Origin of the sequence: Syntrophus aciditrophicus SB (assembly GCF_000013405.1) — a bacterium.
Classification (GTDB): Bacteria; Desulfobacterota; Syntrophia; order Syntrophales; family Syntrophaceae; genus Syntrophus; species Syntrophus aciditrophicus.
In genome coordinates this window covers 582,781-599,104 of record NC_007759.1, presented here as the reverse complement: position 1 = coordinate 599,104, position 16,324 = coordinate 582,781, and the positions used below count along the sequence as shown (strand labels likewise).

13 protein-coding genes and 2 tRNA genes are annotated in these 16,324 nt (G+C 46.6%); 3 read left to right on the top strand and 12 right to left on the bottom strand.

Features of this window, described 5'->3' with window-relative positions; translation table 11 throughout:
* Positions 1 to 9: 9 nt before the first annotated feature.
* The 9 genes from cmr6 to SYN_RS02830 all read right to left on the bottom strand — a co-directional run bounded on the left by cmr6 (position 10) and on the right by SYN_RS02830 (position 10,368).
* Positions 10 to 1,401: a type III-B CRISPR module RAMP protein Cmr6 gene (gene cmr6 / locus SYN_RS15000; protein WP_011416511.1), complete on the bottom strand. Its 1,392-nt coding sequence runs from the start codon at positions 1,399 to 1,401 to the stop codon at positions 10 to 12.
* Positions 1,402 to 1,414: 13 nt separating this feature from the next.
* Positions 1,415 to 1,810: a type III-B CRISPR module-associated protein Cmr5 gene (gene cmr5 / locus SYN_RS02865; protein WP_011416510.1), complete on the bottom strand. Its 396-nt coding sequence runs from the start codon at positions 1,808 to 1,810 to the stop codon at positions 1,415 to 1,417.
* Positions 1,807 to 2,709 carry a type III-B CRISPR module RAMP protein Cmr4 gene (gene cmr4 / locus SYN_RS02860; protein ID WP_148202461.1) on the bottom strand — a complete coding sequence of 301 codons (903 nt, stop codon included), beginning with the start codon at positions 2,707 to 2,709 and terminating at the stop codon, positions 1,807 to 1,809. The genes cmr5 and cmr4 overlap by 4 nt, the downstream gene beginning before the upstream one ends.
* A gap of 10 nt (positions 2,710 to 2,719) precedes the next feature.
* A complete protein-coding gene (locus SYN_RS02855) occupies positions 2,720 to 3,673 on the bottom strand; it encodes a type III-B CRISPR module-associated Cmr3 family protein (RefSeq protein ID WP_041584659.1) in 954 nt (317 codons plus the stop codon).
* Between the two features lie 7 nt (positions 3,674 to 3,680).
* Positions 3,681 to 6,389 carry a type III-B CRISPR-associated protein Cas10/Cmr2 gene (cas10, locus tag SYN_RS02850; RefSeq protein WP_011416507.1) on the bottom strand — a complete coding sequence of 903 codons (2,709 nt, stop codon included), beginning with the start codon at positions 6,387 to 6,389 and terminating at the stop codon, positions 3,681 to 3,683.
* A 17-nt stretch (positions 6,390 to 6,406) separates the two neighbouring features.
* Entirely contained in the window at positions 6,407 to 7,276 is an 870-nt protein-coding gene (gene cmr1 / locus SYN_RS02845) for a type III-B CRISPR module RAMP protein Cmr1 (protein ID WP_011416506.1), read from the bottom strand.
* 219 nt (positions 7,277 to 7,495) lie between these two features.
* Positions 7,496 to 8,629 carry a CRISPR-associated ring nuclease Csm6 gene (csm6, locus tag SYN_RS02840; RefSeq protein ID WP_011416505.1) on the bottom strand — a complete coding sequence of 378 codons (1,134 nt, stop codon included), beginning with the start codon at positions 8,627 to 8,629 and terminating at the stop codon, positions 7,496 to 7,498.
* Positions 8,626 to 9,576, bottom strand: coding sequence for a CRISPR system precrRNA processing endoribonuclease RAMP protein Cas6 (cas6, locus tag SYN_RS02835; protein WP_041584658.1), 951 nt, complete (start codon positions 9,574 to 9,576; stop codon positions 8,626 to 8,628). The genes csm6 and cas6 overlap by 4 nt, the downstream gene beginning before the upstream one ends.
* Positions 9,577 to 10,292: 716 nt before the next feature.
* Positions 10,293 to 10,368: transfer RNA gene (locus tag SYN_RS02830), tRNA-Ala, on the bottom strand.
* Positions 10,369 to 10,464: 96 nt separating this feature from the next.
* Between SYN_RS02830 and SYN_RS02825 the strand changes: the two genes are divergently transcribed.
* From SYN_RS02825 to SYN_RS02815, 3 genes are all read left to right on the top strand, one after another.
* A tRNA-Leu gene (locus tag SYN_RS02825) sits at positions 10,465 to 10,552 on the top strand.
* Positions 10,553 to 10,791: 239 nt separating this feature from the next.
* A complete protein-coding gene (locus tag SYN_RS02820; RefSeq protein ID WP_011416502.1) occupies positions 10,792 to 11,856 on the top strand; it encodes a 3-deoxy-7-phosphoheptulonate synthase in 1,065 nt (354 codons plus the stop codon).
* Positions 11,853 to 13,841: an alpha-amylase family glycosyl hydrolase gene (locus tag SYN_RS02815; RefSeq protein ID WP_011416501.1), complete on the top strand. Its 1,989-nt coding sequence runs from the start codon at positions 11,853 to 11,855 to the stop codon at positions 13,839 to 13,841. Before SYN_RS02820 ends, SYN_RS02815 begins: the two co-directional genes overlap by 4 nt.
* Positions 13,842 to 13,848: 7 nt before the next feature.
* Here the strand turns inward: SYN_RS02815 and SYN_RS02810 are convergent, their stop codons facing one another.
* The 3 genes from SYN_RS02810 to SYN_RS02800 form a co-directional block, all read right to left on the bottom strand.
* A complete protein-coding gene (locus tag SYN_RS02810; protein WP_011416500.1) occupies positions 13,849 to 14,352 on the bottom strand; it encodes a response regulator in 504 nt (167 codons plus the stop codon).
* A 300-nt stretch (positions 14,353 to 14,652) separates the two neighbouring features.
* Positions 14,653 to 14,895, bottom strand: coding sequence for a hypothetical protein (locus tag SYN_RS02805; RefSeq protein ID WP_041584656.1), 243 nt, complete (start codon positions 14,893 to 14,895; stop codon positions 14,653 to 14,655).
* Between the two features lie 443 nt (positions 14,896 to 15,338).
* On the bottom strand, positions 15,339 to 16,271 hold the full coding sequence (locus tag SYN_RS02800) for a D-alanyl-D-alanine carboxypeptidase family protein (RefSeq protein WP_011416498.1): 933 nt from the start codon (positions 16,269 to 16,271) through the stop codon (positions 15,339 to 15,341).
* Between the last annotated feature and the right edge of the window lie 53 nt (positions 16,272 to 16,324).

Genomic DNA, 16,324 nt, shown 5'->3' with positions numbered 1-16,324 from the left:
TTCTGCTTCTTATTTTTGATGCTGTCTCAATAGATCCTTTACTTTCTTGAAGGCTGTTTTTTTATCTTCTTTTGCCTTTTTAGAATAACATCCCCATTCTTCCATTTTTTGTTTGAGAAGTTGAAGGGCATCTAAGGGTAATTTTGAAAGGTCGATACCGGCTGATTTGTATGCACCCCAATCAATTAGTTGCATAATTTTTTCATAATCCGCTGACTTTTCTTTAACCGGGTTTTCGATTCCTGCTACAATGCAGGGCCATTCAACTCCGGCTGGTTGCAACCATGTCGCTATTTGTTCGTCACGCGAAGCACCCCAACTTTTACGCCATTTATTCCGGATCTCCAGCGCTTTAATCCTGACGGCTTCAGTCACATCCATTTCTTTCCGGTATTCAACGAGCTTCTCATTATCAAGAACGATTTGTTTAAATTGTCCCCAGTCGCCAACTTGATTGATTAGCTCAATATAGTCGAGCCAAGGAGAAAGACGTCTTTTCTTTTCTTCATGCCTTTGTTTGCGCTTTTTCAAAAGAACTTTCTGACCATCTTCATCGATTACGAAACGGCCATAGCCGAGGGCGATCTTTGCGCCCACGCCTTCCTTCGTAAGGGCTTCTGCAAATGCGACTCTAATTTTTTGAGGAAGATTCTGTTCTTTCTTTGCAACAGCCCTGAAAATAAATTTAGTTCCCTTGGCAACGGTAAGAAACTTTATGGGTGTTGGATTGTGGTGGTCGGCTGGAGGTTTGCCTTCGCTATAATAGGGTGAATAGTGTGGATTCATGATGTCCATGTGCAGGGCGGGGATATCCTCCGGATAGGCATCAAGGAAAATCACATTTCCGCGATTTTTTTGGGTGCCGAACATGTGCGGAACAGATGTCCAATCTGCTTCATCATCAAACCGGACGTTATCAATAACTTCAGCCTTATTCATTGCTTCAGGGATTAAAGAAATCGTATGGGCAAAGCGGACAATTCCTTTCACGCCTGATGCCGGTATATAGGGGATGCCCATATTGTGATCGAAGACCATGCTGACCTCGTGGGGGTGCGATTCGCCGATGCCTGTGATCAAGGGAGAATCAAGAGTCGCACAAATGGCGATTTCCTCATATTTTTGCGGCGGGAAGTTTGCGCAAAAATCATCCATGTCTTCATGCTTCTGCTTAAGTATTGCAGCCGTTTCCGCAGCATTGAGTCTCAGCTTGCTGTATTGTCCGAAATAATAATCCACAGGCCTGTTTTCATCTCCTTTGCCATTAGAACCTTTATCATCGGACGGCTTGAATGCATCATCACTGAGCGGGATGAATTTGTTATACCAGAGGCCGAAGTTTCCTTGCGGCATGCTCTGGGAAATATTCTGTAATTCCTTATGAACAGGGTAGAATGCCATAATAAATCCTCCCTTATGTCAAATCGGCATTGGCAAATCGCTTGATCCATTCGAGCAGGGATAAAGTTTCACTTTGGGCAGATAGATACTGTCTTTGATCCATGGTCGTTAATTCCTTTATTATTGTAGGTCTGTCTTTAACAACTTTAATGAATTCATTATTAACGTCTTTTCTCTTGAAGGATAGCCATTCTGTCACCATATCGAACAACACAATATGTTTATCCGTAATTTCAATTTTCCCGTTTTTTGTTCCTTTTGCTAACCAAAAGGCGAGCGTTTGTCCGAACCCGTTCTGAAGGATCGTAGCCGGAGCACCAGCAGAAAATGATTGAAAGTCCCTTTTATTCTCAACGGCAAGCACCTTTTCAAGTGCATATTCCGCCCGTTTCTGCGCCATCGTTCTCATTTGCCACCTCCGGAAATCCAATTAAGCTTGCAGATGCCACGACCCAGCGTTTCGTCGCCACCTATCTGAATGAATTTTGTGATGATATCCTGGACATGGCTACATACTGTTTCGGCCTGTAACGCATTATCAAAAACAGCGCGGCTGTAATAAACGACAGTGTAGAGCACAGAATCCGCAGGAAGTAATTCCTGGTAGCGTAGTGAACCGTCTTGGGCCGTTCCTTTCTCAGAATCAATTTTTATCTGCGTTTGAATCTCCGTACAAGACTCGACAGCATATTTATATGTCTCATTGGAGACCAGCAGTAGCCTATCTAAAGTAGGGAAACCTTGGGGGATGGGATTTGAAGTGCTTACGTTTACAACATTAACGAACATGTCTTCCAGAATCACTTTATCCGAAATGTTACCTGCAAGGCATAGGGCATTTTCACCATCGATGTTCTGTATGTCATCAATTGATCCCAATCCTGTAAATGAAAGATCGTCACTTAATCTTTTTAAAACTGCGGGACAGGTGACCCAGACAAAAGGTGCTATATTTGACCGGACGGGAAAGGCCAACAATTTGGCGTCGGAGAAGGAAATGGCGCCGGGAAAATTGTCCTTCACCTCAAATCGTTCGTTTTCCTGCCGCTTGGAATTATAGGACTTATGATAATCATCATCGTCTTTGTCATATCCGAAAAGGAAATTGATCAACGATTTATCTTCAGCGAAATCTCGGTAGTGCGCCCGCATGGCTCCTTTAACTCCTGATGCCTGGATATGGGGCCAGTTGGTGTGTCGTTCACGCTGGATAGGCAAATCAACGGCGGCGAACGATGACCCGCTGCCGGCATGGATGGGCGATACGGCATAAAATGTACAGATGGAAAAAAGACCTCTTTTCAGCATGGCGTTTCTCCTATAATTGGATACATGATTCATTGATTTTTTTGTCAAATACGGTTCCTGCGGGAAAGTATCCCCTCATCGGTTTGTGAAACCCTTTGTGCAGATCCCAACCTCCAAGATAGCGAATACGACCTGTGGCAATGCAATGCCGATTAGTTTCTCTATTGCCCTCCAAAATGGACAATGTCATGAAAAAATTTGTTGTTCCTTTTGATAAATGAATATCATTTATTTTTTTGTATTCACCAAATCTCTGTTCAGCCCCAAGCTTGAGGACGCCGGAATCATTTATCGGCAGTCTCCGCGTAACCCCAAAGATCAATTCAACATCCTGATGTAAGCGGGCATGGACAAATGAATAGAGATGCCCCTCTCTCGCCGTGCGCCGTTTAACCTTCACGTCAAGGGCTATTCCAGTATGGGTTTCGCTTACGAAGAAATCTTTGCTTTCTCTAATCGTTTTCTCTTCTGCTTCCTTGCATAATTCATCAGCACTAACCCATTGGTTTCCGAGATTTTCAAGGTTTTTCCCCTTAACCCATAAGAGATTTTTCCCGCTGGCCGTTTTCACCATAATGTTGTTGTGAAGAGGGGCGCTGACCATGATCTTACGTAGTCTTGACTGTGAGTCTTCTGCGGTCTTTTTCTTTTCAGAAAACCAAAGAAACGGGCAGGGAATCCATGTCTTTTCTTGGTATTGAAAGAAGGGACCAAGAATGCTGAAAGGGCTGTCTTCTCCTGATTTGCCGATTGCATCAGTAACCTCTTGCGAACACAAACCTTTTTTATAATCTTCAAAGGCTACATCATTTTGAATGATTGTAGCAGTCCGCAAAGCACCGGCAATGGTATGGGCGGGTGGAGGAAAAATCATGGATGCCGCATGACTTTCACCCATGTTTGCCGGTTCCGCACCGCGGAAATATAACGTGTCTTGTGGCTTGAAACTGTACCAATCAGTCATTTCCTTCCTAACCTCCAAGAAAGTCGGCAATCATCAATCCCTCTGGATTGAAAGGGTTTTTATGATTGTTCTTGTCCCATACGATGTAGGCGATCGAACGGGCTATGAGTTCTTTATTTTCCAATGATTCAGTACCCGATCGTTCGATTTGTTTTGCTATGAACGCGTTCAGATTTTCCTCCGCCTTCGTGTCTTGTATCATAATTGCTTCGATGCCGGGCCGTAGGGTTTCGAGACGATACAAAAGGGAGCGGGAAACTTGGCGATGATTCTCTTCCGTCATCTTCCCAATGAATTCGAAAGCGTCCCAGGTTTCTTTATCTGCCCACTTCCTTGTGAAATAACGGGAGCCGCCGTGACGTTTTCGCAGTTCAATCGCGCATGCATTACGTTCAGCCTTATCCTTTGCTTGCGATTGTAATAATTGATGTGCCCGTTCAATCATTTGGGTAAGGCTTTCCTTGTGGTGACAAATTAGAATGGCGGCGGATATGGATATTTCATTGCCGATGCCGAGATTTACGGAAAGCTTTCCTCGTTCGGGCATCCATTCTTTCTCTGTAATCGGCTTAGATGTGCGATCCATACTTACATAGCGAAATATGGATGTGTAGTAATCTCTGATTTTACGTGCCGCCGGCAGTGCAGAGCCGATAGGGAGAAATGCGTAGACATCGTCGCCGCCCGCGTAGATCAAGCGTCCATCATGATCCTTTATGATGGACGCGACGCCATAGATGGAGAAATCGCCCAAAGCTTCCGATATGGCCGCGTGAATTGCCGGTGTAACCAATCTTTTATTCAACCCGGCATTGCCGTAAATCTTCTGCCAGACGTCTCGATACAAAGGATAAAAGTCGACTCCCGTTAATCGTTCAGCAATTTGGGGATGCATAATCTTCTTCCAGCATGAGGCAATCGTTTCCCCGTTGATCAGTTTCCCCATATTGTCTCCATCCATCATGAGAAGAGCGTAGTATTTGTCTCTGTTATCGATCTTTTCGCCCCTGACATGCTCTTCATCTTTGTGGAGTTTCTGAGCAATAACCCTTTGGTCTTTTTTATCGGTAATGCCAAATCTTTGAAAATAGTTATGAAGCGCCATTTCCGTTGTTGAAGGAACGTTGTCGATGGAACGGAAAACGTTACAAAGAATATGGTCATTTGAATTTTTCAAAATATGCGGGGCAAGACGTTTGATTAAACAAACGGAACAAAGCCGTTCATTCTCTTTAAAATCAACATCGTCCTTTTGCTCTGGATTAAGCTGGCTCCAAAATTCCTTAAGATGGTCGGCATAATGGCCTGCAACTTCACCATTCCATTGCTTGGAATGCAAAACCTCGAATTCGCTGCACATCTGGCATTTTTCTCCCGGTTCTTCTGTCCGCGCTACCGATCTTATCGACTTCTCTGCGGCAAGGGCCGATTGCACCAGACTGTGGCTTGTGGAATAAAGAATTCCTCTGCTGGTATTTTCTGAAGAATATCCTTTTTTATTTAAAATTGGTTGAATTGCTTCCATGTAAGCAAATTGATCTTTCCACTGGGTTTCGTCGAGTAGAGATTCCAATTCTTTTTTGTCCGTATAATCGGCAAGGCGGGTCGCAGCCCACTGGAAATCCCAGAATCCGGAAGTCTGACGTTTAAACATCTCTTGGATATGTTCTCTGCCATCATTGCCCATGCTTATCCTGTCAATCAGATAAGCGGCTACCTTGTCGGCAACTGCAGCCCATTTTTCCGAAATGGCTTTTTCCAACTCTGCAGCTATTTCATCCGCTTTGCCGAAAGGAATAAGGAATAGAAATTTATTCGGCAGGCTGGCGATTTCATTGGGCTGATTATTCCAAATTTCAGGTTTGAATGGACCTGAGACATTCCATTCTTTTTCCAGATAATTGTTTACAAGTGGTTGGTCTATCAAGGAAGGATACAGGATATGGTCTGCCCCCAAATTCTCCATCACCCAGCGAAGCCCTTCAAAGGCCAGCCAGGACAAGAGAACAGAACCTGTCCAATAATCGCGCATCTTTCTGGCACGAGCGATAAATCCTTGAACCGGTGTAATGGAAAATACCATGAGACTGACTTCTTCTGCTCTACCGCCAAGTTCAACACAGGAACTGATGGCGGAACACAGCGCGTTGTGCTGCCAGATGGAATGGTCGGGAAACCGGGAATCAGCAGGGATGCGGTGCCAAAGTGCGCCAAGTCCGCCGATGTTCTTTTCAGCAAGGATAAAACGCAAAACGAGATGGGTATAGAGAAACCGGGCAACGGCAAATCGTGCGTAATCACCCTTAAAACAATCTGCATAATCGCCATTTCCTGCTTCTTTTCCAATATGTTTTCCCAGAAATTCCATGATGGCGGCATGAAGGTCATTAATATGCATCTTCACACCTGTAATCTTCAGCAAACCTTTTTTCCCGGTAGTCGGATGCGTAATAACCGGTGACTCAGCAAAGTCTACAGCCCCATTTTTAGTATCGTCAGTACTATGTGAGGGAACCTGCCCCCGCTCAAAACCGGCAGCGATGGCATCAGCCATTTGCCAGAATTCATCGTTCGGTCTGTCGATTCCGAATATCTGCAAATAATCAGCAGCCCTTTCTTCGTGGTTTTGAATGCTGATGACTTTATCGATAGGGTCATGCCAGTAGGCGGCAAACTTGTTTTCCCAGTAGGATGTATCAGGTATCTGCCATGTCATTTTATGTCTCCACTAAATTATTTTTTTAGTATCTCGTTCACTTTATTACATAACCTAAAGTAATCTTGTCGTTTCTTTTCATCGTAGTACTCATAGGGCAGATAAAGAATGTGAGCTTTATATTGGCCGCTAGGCAGTTTTGTAACGTGAAGGAAATATGGTTTTGCATGCCTTGAGTTGTCTCGCTTGAATGGTTTTGCCAGTAACTCTCTTTTTTCTCCTTGATTTTTAAGTTCGAACCTTGCTTGCTTATAAAGATTGCCAATTTCGGCAAGAGCATCTTTCCATGATTCTTTTGGAGTGAAATTATCGAATAGTAATGATTGCTCAGAGAGTGCGGTAAATGATTTGATACGTCCTTTTTTGAATTGTACAAATAAGGGTTTCTGAACATCTGAGCAGTATAAGGAACCGAATCCATTTCTCGCCTTTGCACCAATACCGCCGAAATAAATCAAAAACGAAATAGTATTTGCTATCTGATCGTGGTGATTTTTATTGTATGTAAGCCGAATTGTGAAAGATCCACTTTTAAAATAGCTTCGCACGTTATTGCTGACGCGATAACCGTAGCCAAGATATTCGTAAATATTAAAATTTCCCTTATCCAATTTTTCTCTTGATGTCTGAATGTCCTGAAATATTACTTTGATCGTAACCTGTGATTTAGATTGAGTGGAGCCCCAAATTTCATTTTCTTTTGTTTTCATTTCTTCTATATCATCACTGCCATAAAGTGCCCTCCACCAGAATCTGAGAGCACCCTTAATCGGTGCAGATCGTATTTCTGCATTTTGTGGATCAGCACCTCCAAGAAAAAGCGGTGTTACTACCTCGAATTTGTAATCATAGCTTTCAATATCCTTGAATCGAGAGATATTAAACATTTCGACCTCCCGTTATTTTGCTGTCAACATTTTGAGTCTGAACTCTATTCTTATTTATTTTGTTATGAAAACTTGCCAGTGCGATTTTCAGGACGGTGTCGTCCATGGGCATTTCCTCCTTACTTTTGTAACTTTACGTATTTCACTTTATTTCATACGAAAATGACTTACGTTCAAAAACGGCAACGTTGCTGATGTGCCGCTTTCACTAATAACCGCTCAGAAGATCATGCGAATTCTTTCCCGTTCAAAAGGAATTCCGTAGCGGGTGTCCGGACGCTTTCCCGTCGAGGCGATCTCCAGCATCCGGCTGGCGGAGAGCCCGAAGCCCCTTTCCAGATCCCTCCGGATGCGGCTTCGATAGGACTTGAAGTTGGCTTCATCGAGATTCAGAATGCCGCCATCACTTGCTTCCCGCATGGCGTGGAAATCACGGGAAAAGGCAATCCTTTTGTACAATTCTGCGATTTCATTGTTACGTTGTTCAATGGCTATGCTATTAAGGTAACAGTCCGCACAGTGCCGACAATTAGTGTCGGTACGTAGGCAATCTTTTTTGATGCTGGCAAAAAACGCGTAGAGAGCCAGACGAGTTGGGGGCATATCCAACTCGCGCCCCTTAAATATCAGTTTACAAGTTATGAGATCGATGGTCAGGGAAGGTGGTTCTTCTCGAATGAGGGAGAGCATCAAAGTGGGCGGATCTTGAGGCTCCTTTAGGAGATCATCTTCAATTCGGTTGCGAACGGAAATAAAGGGAACCGAAGTCAGAGTGATCCGAGCGAATCGGGTCTCCTTGACATATTGCTCACCATTTCTGTCCATCAGTTCGATAGAAACGGACTCACGGGGTGGGTAGAAGAAATCTCTATTGCTCTCAAATTCCGGAGACACAAGGACATGATACACCCTATCATGAGGTCGTCCATAAAGGTGTGCCGCAGTCATCAAGCAGGCACTCATGGTTTTGCGTCCACCTGCAATGGAAAAGAAAACCGTATTTTGTGAATCGCTTGTGAATTGGAAAGTCAGGGATAGACAAAGCTCCAAGAGGCGTTCATTGTCATCCTCACCCGCGATATCATCGATTTCGATTCCGTTTCTGTCTTTAATGACATGAATGTTTTCTGCACAGAAGGAAATCGATGACGGGTTGATGCCATAATCCTTCAAATAACTGTAATACTGGCCATCAGTAGGTGACAACAAGTAGGCGTTGATCTTCTCCTTTCCTTGCCGCGTAGTGATGACTTGAATGGACTGAACAATCTGTCCTTGTTGGTGCAGCGCGTAAAGTGTTTCTGTGAGGACCTGAGGGGAGAGACCTGTAACGGCAAGGAGGATATTTTTCAAGGTGCAACCTCTTTAATGTCGATTTTACCCAGTCCGAAGGATGTCTGCTTGCCCAGATGCGTCTTTTCGCAGAAACGGAGAAGGGGGAGAAATTCGGAGAGGGAACCTGCGTAGCGGATGCTTCCGGTCAATCCTCCCATGAGCATGGCCTGATCCTGCCGGTTTGAGTATCGTTTCCAATCAAACCAGTGGAGGTTAGATTCTTTGACAGTAATTGTTTGGGCTCGCCGTACAAGTCCTCGGTAATTCAGCGATGGTTCGCCTGCCCCATAGTAATGGCAAAGAGATGAAGTTCGACGGAGAGCTGCGCGGATGAGGACATGAAAAGGGAGCGTGGCTTCAAACTTATTTTCATATTTGAGACGGAGGGGAGTCAACAGGGTCAGTTCAAGCTCTGTGCAGTGATCAGGGTTATCGGAGATTAAAACATCGAAAAGTGCGAGATCTTCCGTAAAACAGCCGCTGTTAAGTTTGCCATTATGACTGTCATATACGGTGGAGTTTGCAACACGAACAGATTGAAGAAGAAAACGGGCGCGTTGCCCCCCCATTCTCTGACCGATCCCTAACTGCCCCATCTGTTCAATGGCATAAACAAAATAAGGCAGGTAATCATTTGCGGGGCCGAAGAGAATTAAGTCAAAATTGAAAGATTTTCCTTGTAAGTATCGGTTGCGGGTTTCAATGGGTGGTTCAATGACATAAGGATGAGGTGGGGCAGCGATGCGGCGGCGTTTTACGGTATCTGCGTCAGGCTGAATCTCGAAAATGAAGGCATAAACACACTTTTCCTGCAGAAGGCAGCCTGTACATTCCTGTCGCTTCAGTGCGCAAGTTACCTTCTTAAGGGCATGACCGAAAACTCCACGGAAGGTTGATCCCTTATAACAAGGAAGGACCGCATCATCCAGAAAATTATTAAAAAATGAATATCTGCCGTACAACATGCATCTGCTCACCGGAATATGAATAGGCTGTTCCATGACCGTGAATTTATGCACACGAGTTGGAAAAAGAACAGCAGGGCAACGTTGCTGATGAACTATAAAGTTGAAAGAGCTGACCTTGTTTTTCTTCTCGGAGCCATTTGCCGGAAATTTCTATAGCATTGGGTGGCGGGCGGTAAATAACAATGTGTGAAATTAATATGTTGTAGATATATGTTGTAGATGCTTTTACCAGATTAACGGCAGGGAGTCAATGTGCCATTCCCTGAACTTAATCTTTAGATAACAATTAATCTAATAATTATGTATTGTTATTGCTCTAGTGATTTTGTTCACAATTATAGTTCCTTGTTTCTTCAGACCATTGGGAAGTGATTGCGGGAAACTGTGGCAATATTGTCATCGCATAAACTTGCTCTTTAATAAACCTCTTCAATAACAGGAAAAATTTCTTATACAAAATCGCCCTTCTGGATGAAATCTAAAGCGGCTTTGAAATAGAGATCTGGATTAGTAAAAATGATGCTTTTGTGATTCTCGATATTGTCGCCCCCCATGCGGGGGCTTGTATTGGAACCTCCCTCTTTTGAAGCTCTTTGAACTTCCTTCTCCTTCTTCATTTCCAGGGACGCAGAATAAATGGGTAAAGAATGGGTAAAATAAAGAAGTAAAAGAAAAGGGACTTAAGTCAAGCTGGCCTAAGTCCCTGATTTTTCTGGTGGAGCTGAGGGGAGTCGAACCCCTGACCTCTTGAATGCCATTCAAGCGCTCTCCCAACTGAGCTACAACCCCGTTGAAGTTGGAGACGGACGTTTAACACAGGCCTTTGCTGCTTGTCAATAGATTTTTCTTGACAAAGGACGGCAGGCTAAGCTAATCAGAACCCACGCCGGAGTGGTGAAACTGGTAGACGCAGGGGACTCAAAATCCCCCGATCCTTGCGGTCATGTGGGTTCGATTCCCACCTCCGGCACCATTTCTGATCAATGTTGCATCTCTCCACTCGATTCCACCGGATTTGTCGTTCCTCTTCAAATTTTTACCACCAAAATCCGAATATCATTGTTCACGAAGATCCCTGAATTGCGCCGTTTCGCAATCCAGAATAAAAACCGCATTTGCCATCAATATTTTGATTACTATTTTGTGCAGGAAAGTGTAGAAAGAAGAAAATATCAGAAGCGATTCTTTTCCAGCAACCTTGAAAAACGAACGATGATCAAGACCAACAACCTGAAAATAAAACGAATTACACCTGTCATTGCCCCGAAGGACTTGAGACAGGTTTTCCCGGTTTCCGATGCGGCGGGGAAGTTTGTTACCCTGAGTCGAATGCATATCACCAATATTCTAAGGGGGCTTGATTCGCGCCTCATGGTGGTCGTGGGTCCCTGCTCCATTCACGATCCGAAGGCCGCACTGGAATATGCCGAAAGACTTTCCCATCTTTCCAGACAACTCTCCGACCGGCTTTTCATCATCATGCGAGTTTATTTTGAAAAACCCCGTACCACCATCGGATGGAAAGGATTGATCAACGATCCGGACATGGACGGCACTCATCAGATATCAAAAGGCCTTGGCATTGCGAGGAGCCTGCTTTGCGCCATTACGGAAAAAAAACTGCCCATCGCCACGGAGATGCTCGACCCCATCACCCCCGAATATCTGGCCGACCTGTTGAGCTGGGGAGCAATCGGAGCGCGCACAACGGAGTCTCAGCCTCACAGGGAAATGGCCAGCGGGCTTTCCTTCCCCATCGGTTTCAAAAACGGGACAGACGGCAACCTGCAGATCGCCATTGATGCGATCAGATCGGCTCTCGTTTCCCACAGTTTTCTCGGCATCGACAAAGATGGAAAAACCGCCATTCTCCAGACAACGGGCAACCCCGATCTCCACATCGTTCTCCGGGGCAGCGCGAAAAAACCGAATTACATGCCTGAGGATATTTCCAGAACGGTGGAATTGATGAAGCAGGCACAGCTCCCCCCCAGCATCATGGTGGACTGCAGTCATGGCAATTCAGGAAAGGATTACAAAAAACAGCCTTCTGTGATGGATCAGATTTTTAAGCAGATCGAGTCGGGTCAGGGAAGCATCTGCGGGATAATGATTGAAAGCAATCTGGAGGAGGGGAATCAACCGATTCCCAAGAACCTCTCTCTGATGAAATACGGGGTGTCGATAACCGATCCCTGCCTTGACTGGCGAACGACGGAGGAAATGCTCCGGTCCGCCCACGATCGATTAAGCGCCTGCGGCGGCAGACCAATATGAAAGACCCCTATTTGTACCCTTATCTTTCCGTAATCCGGCGCCGTCTTGAAAAAGTCCGCGACAGGGAACAGCGTCTTACCGAAGGCCGCATGGAACTGGTAGATTTCGCGTCCGGACATGAATATTTCGGTCTTCACCGTGAAGGCGCCGAGTGGGTCTTTCGCGAATGGGCCCCCAATGCCACATCGATTTCCCTGATCGGTGATTTTACAGACTGGCGCGAAGAAAAAGACTATTCACTCCATAGAACAGGGGAAAGCGGAAACTGGGAAGTACGCATTCCTGCCGACAAACTGAAATCAGGACAGCTTTACAAACTCCTGATGCGCTGGCCGGGCGGCAGCGGCGAGCGCATCCCTGCCTATGTCCGGCGCACGGTCCAGGATCCGCACACGCACCTCTTCGCCGCGCAGGTATGGAAACCTGAGCAGCCTTACGCGTGGCACAGTCCCTTTTTCCGCCGTCCACCGGAATCGCCCCGGATCTACGAGGCCCATATCGGCATGGCTCAGGAGGAAGAAAGAGTCGGCGCCTATGATGAATTCCGGAAAAATATCCTGCCCCGTGTCATCGATGCTGGATACAATACCCTCCAGCTCATGGCCATTCAGGAGCATCCCTATTACGGTTCCCTGGGCTATCATGTGTCCAGTTTTTTCGCAGCCTCATCCCGATTCGGCACACCGGAAGAATTGAAGGAACTTATCGATGCCGCTCATGAGGCCGGCCTCGCCGTCATTATGGATCTCGTTCATTCCCATGCCGCCCGAAATGAACAGGAAGGAATCAGCCGATTCGACGGAACCCTCTATCAGTATTTCCATGAAGGCCCCAGGGGAGACCACATTGCCTGGGATTCCCGCTGCTTTGATTACGGCAAGCCGGAAGTCCTTCATTTTCTCCTCTCGAACTGCCGCTTCTGGCTGGATGAGTATCATTTCGACGGATTCCGCTTTGACGGCGTGACCAGCATGCTCTACCTGGACCATGGACTGGGAAAGGCCTTTACGGAATACGCCGATTATTTCGGGGACAACGTGGATGAAGATGCCCTGACCTATCTTGCCCTGGCCAACAAAGTCATTCACACTCTGCGGCCTGATGCCATTACTATTGCGGAAGATGTCAGCGGCATGCCGGGCCTTGCCGCATCTCGCGAGGAGGGCGGTTTTGGTTTCGATTACCGGCTTGCCATGGGCGTACCGGATTACTGGATCAAGCTCTTAAAAGAAACCCCGGACGAGCAATGGCCTATAGGTCATCTGTATTACGAACTGACCAACCGGAGGGCGGACGAGAAAACGATCGGTTACGCGGAATCCCACGACCAGGCTATTGTGGGAGACAAAACACTGATCTTCCGCCTCATCGATGCGGAAATGTACACTCACATGAACGTTTTCGAATCCAATCTTCGGGTGGACCGGGGAATCGCCCTTCACAAAATGATCCGTCTGATTACCCTGGCCACCGCAGGCAACGGCTACCTGAATTTCATGGGCAACGAGTTCGGCCATCCCGAATGGATCGATTTCCCCCGCGAAGGAAATAACTGGTCATACAAATATGCCCGCCGCCAGTGGCGCCTCCGGGACGACACCAACCTGCGTTACCGTTTTCTGGCGGCATTTGACAAGGCCATGATGCATCTTGCAGCGGAATACAGTCTGCTTGACGCCTCTGGACCATACCTGATCCTGGAAAATCAGGCCAACCTGCTTCTGGGTTTCCAGCGGGCCGGTCTGGTTTTCCTGTTCTGCTTCCACCCCCATCAATCCCTGGCCCACTATCCGGTGGATCTGCAACCCGGGGAATATCACCTGATTCTGGACAGCGATGCCGTTGAATTCGGCGGTCACGGGCGCCTGCATCCCGGCCAGGTTTACTTCACGAAACCGGAGCCCCTTCCGGACGGCAACATACGGCACACGGCGACTCTCTATCTACCGACCCGCTCAGCCCTGGTCCTGCGTCGGAAGGAATAATTCCTTATTACTCCGTCTCGTCCAAGACCTGCCGAACTTTCCGGGACAGTTCTTCAATATGGAAAGGTTTTTTAATAAAGGCCCGGCAACCCCGGCTCATGATGTCCGCGGCCTGTCCCTTCCAACCGTAGCCGGTAGAGAGAATGACGCGAGCCCGGGGGTTCATTTCTCTCATCAGGTCGAAGACATCTCCCCCCTTCAAATCCGGCATGATCATGTCCAGGATAACCAGATCGATCTCCCTCCACTTTTCCCGGTAGATCCGGAGCGCCTCCTGGCCATTCTCCGCCGAGAAGACCCGGTATCCCAGCATCTCCAGGATTTCGCTCATCACTTCGATATTGACGTCTTCATCGTCGACAAGAAGAATGGTTTCCTCTCCTTTCAACAACCTGGCAGGACCCAGGTTTTCCGACACCCCCGCGTTGTCTGAAACCAACAGATCACGATCTGATCCTGTCCCTGAACCCTTCGGACTGGACATCTTGAGCACCCCCGCAGAACGCCTCATCCACGGCGTCCGAATGAATCGATTTTATTAAAGGTGTTAATCTACAAAATTTTCCGGCGTGAAGTCAAGAAGTCTTGAGCGAAAGGGGGTGTTTGGAGAGATGGTATATTATGGAAATTAAAAGAAAAAAAAGGGTGGATGGAAAAGGAGGGAGTCAAAAACCATCCACCACTATGCTGACTGAAAGGAATCGCCGTTAAAGATCCACTCTCAGATCATGAGCAAATGAGCAGTGAATGGGGAAAGGAGGGGAGAAAACAACCATCCACCGCTCAATTAAAACAAACCAAAAAACAAACACTAATCAGGTACAAAAAAACCAATCATCTCGCATTCAAGATCATCACCCTTCTCTTTTTGTCCGGAAGATATCTCCTTCAGAGGCTTTTCCTTGGACAAATCGATTTCCGGAAGAAAAAACTCATACTCACTAAGGACGCCGGGCTGATCCTGATCACTGAAAAGATCACCCCGATTTTCTCTATTATGCGGTTGTTCCTTTATGTCCTCCTTACCCATGAGACGCGAATCTGCAACCAGCATCTGAATTCATTCCGCATTAGCTTTCAGCCTTTTCAACGTTAACAATCCACAAACGACTAAACGCGATCTGTATAAGGAACGTGCCACTTTTCATTTTTTGTATTCAGCAAGATGAATACCAATATCATCCCAATCTCGATGAGATTTTTGCATCATAGCCATAGAAATAAAATAAATCTTTATAATCAATAAGATAAGAAATATAACCGGATTAACAATCCCTGAGAAATATCCAAGAAAAACGGGAAAGAGTTCTTCGATCGAACTCGTCAGATAAAAAACAAGTGCGGAATCTGCTTTCTGGCTTAAAACAGAATTGGGGTTATTTGTTTTTTTTCTTTATTATCAACATAATATATACTGTGCTGTAATAGCACAAATAACGTTCTATTACCGCACAGCGCACTAAAGGCTTTTTTCGCAGCATACAGCCGCGCAGGCCCTCAGGATTTCAAGGAAACGCCAGTGCGGCTTGCCTGAAGCATCTGAAATCCGGCATCCAGAAGCCTGCGGGTTTCCCGCACCCGGATTTCAGGAGTCCTCGCTCCCATGACAACAGCGATAAGGCGGGTATTGCCCCGCCTTGCCGTGGCAATAAGATTGTATCCGGAAGCCCTCACAAAACCGCTTTTCAGCCCATCCACATCGGGATATTTTTTCAGAAGGGCATTGCAGTTGTGCTGGGTGATTTTTTTATAGGTGTAATACTGCATGGAATGAAGGGCCAGCGAACCAGGAAAGCGTCGAAGATAGGCATCGGCCAGAATCATCATATCCCTTGCCGTGGTATATTGCCCTTCCGCAGGCAGGCCGTTGGGAGTCCGGAAGACGCTGTGCGTCATTCCCAGTTCACCGGCCTTGCGGTTCATCCTTTCGACAAAGCGGTCCACATTGCCCGCGACATGCTCAGCTACGGCCACGGAGGCATCATTCGCCGAGATGACCGTCATTCCCTTAATCAGGGTTTCCAGAGGAACCCTCTCCCCTGCTTCTATATACATCCGTGATCCATCCGCCTGCCGGGCCGCTTGACTGACAACCACGGAATCCAGCCAGCGAACCCTGCCCTGAGCCATGGCCTCGTAAGTCAGGTACAGAGAAAGCACTTTAGTCAAAGACGCCGGTTGAATAGGCTGGTCTGCATTCTGCTCGTAAAGGACCCGCCTGTCGGTCATGTCCATCAGGATGGAGGACTTGATCTCGGGAGCCGTGTTTCTGGGACTTTTCCGGGCGACTCTCTTCTTGGAGACGGATTTCCCGACTGCGGCTTTAACCTCCGGCGTTTTCTTCTTTGGTGCTTTCCGAGCCATGAGTTCAGAGGGCTGGATAAAAAAGACCGTAAGTAAAATGGAAAATAAAATCGCTAATTTTTTCATTCTCTTGATACTCCTTCTTTACATCATTTTACCGGGTTCCCGCCTGCCGAGGG